We start from the raw sequence: 1,419 nt of genomic DNA on the forward strand, positions 1-1,419 counted from the left end.
GCCGTGCCTCCCCGGCGCCCGGGATCACTCCCCGGCGGGCTCCAGGATCGCCACGCACTCGAAGTGGTGCGTCATCGGGAACAGGTCGAAGGCCCGCAGCGACACCGGCCGGTAGCCGCCCTCGCGGAAGAACTTCAGGTCCCGGGCGAGCGCCGCCGGGTCGCAGGCCACGTACGCGATCCGGCGCGCCTCCAGGCCGACCAGGTGGGCGACGGTCTCGCGGCCGGCGCCCGAACGCGGCGGGTCCAGCACGATCAGGTCGGTGGCGGTGATGCCGGTGCGCGGCAGCAGCGTCTCGACCCGGTCGCACTCGATCCGCACGTTGTCCAGCGCGGCCAGGTTGTGCCGGGCGTCGACCACGGCCTGCTTGGCGGACTCGATGCCGAGCACCGCGCCCTCCTCGCCGACCAGGTCGGCCAGCGCGCCCGCGAACAGGCCGACGCCGCAGTACAGGTCGAGCGCGCTCTCGCCCCACTGCGGGTCCAGGCCGGCCAGCACCGCGTCGACCAGGGTCTCCGGCGCCTCCGGGTGGATCTGCCAGAAGCCTCCGTCGCTGATCCGCCAGGTCCGCCCGGCGGCCCGCTCGCGGACGAAGCCGCGCCCGTGCACCTTGTGCACGTCGCCCTGCTCGTCCACCCGGGCGATCGACACCGGCTTGTCCAGCTCGACCAGCGGCAGCTGGGCGCCGTCGCGCGGGGTGAGCACCACCTGGCGGTCGGAGGAGCCGGTCGCCGCGATCACCTCGACGCTCGCCACGCCCGGCCAGTCCCGGGCCTCGACGCCCAGCTCGGTGACGCCCTCGGCGGCGATCAGGCAGCGGTCCACCGGCTGCACCTCGTGCGAGCGGTACTTGCGCAGGCCGACCTTCCCGGTCTCGGCGTCCACCGCGTACTGCACCCGGGTGCGCCAGGCCGGCACCTGCCCGGCCGGCAGCTTGCCGCCGACCGGCTCGACGCTGCCGTCCCAGCCCGCCTCGGCCGGGGTGAGCCCGGCCAGCTTGGCCAGCTGCTCGGTCAGCACCGCCGCCTTGAGCTTGCGCTGCCCGCCGGGGGTGACGTGCTGCCAGTCGCAGCCGCCGCACTTGCCCGGACCGGCGAACGGGCAGGGCGCCTCGATCCGGTCCTTGGAGGGCTCCAGCACCTCCACCGCGTCGGCCCGCAGGAACCGCGAGGTGGTGGTCCCGTCGGTCACCAGCGCGACGACCCGCTCACCGGGCAGCGCGTGCCGCACGAACAGCACCCGGCCCTCGTGCCGGGCCACGCAGTGCCCGCCACCGTGCGCGACCGGGCCGACCTCGACCTCGTAGCGCTGCCCGACCAGCGGCTCCCCGGACGGCACCTCGGGCCGCGCGGGCCGCGCGGCGGCGGTGCGCAGCGCCTTGGGCGGCCGCACCGCCTGCTTGCGCGGCGCCTTCCGGTC

Annotated in this window: 1 protein-coding gene; it reads right to left on the reverse strand. The window is 76.2% G+C overall.

The annotated features are described in order from the left end of the window. Positions 1-24: 24 nt before the first annotated feature. Positions 25-1,338 carry a class I SAM-dependent RNA methyltransferase gene (locus ACFU6K_RS38980; RefSeq protein WP_380671411.1) on the reverse strand — a complete coding sequence of 438 codons (1,314 nt, stop codon included), beginning with the start codon at positions 1,336-1,338 and terminating at the stop codon, positions 25-27. Positions 1,339-1,419: the final 81 nt, after the last annotated feature.

The organism is Kitasatospora sp. NPDC057512, from assembly GCF_042802135.1.
Lineage (GTDB): Bacteria > Actinomycetota > Actinomycetes > Streptomycetales > Streptomycetaceae > Kitasatospora.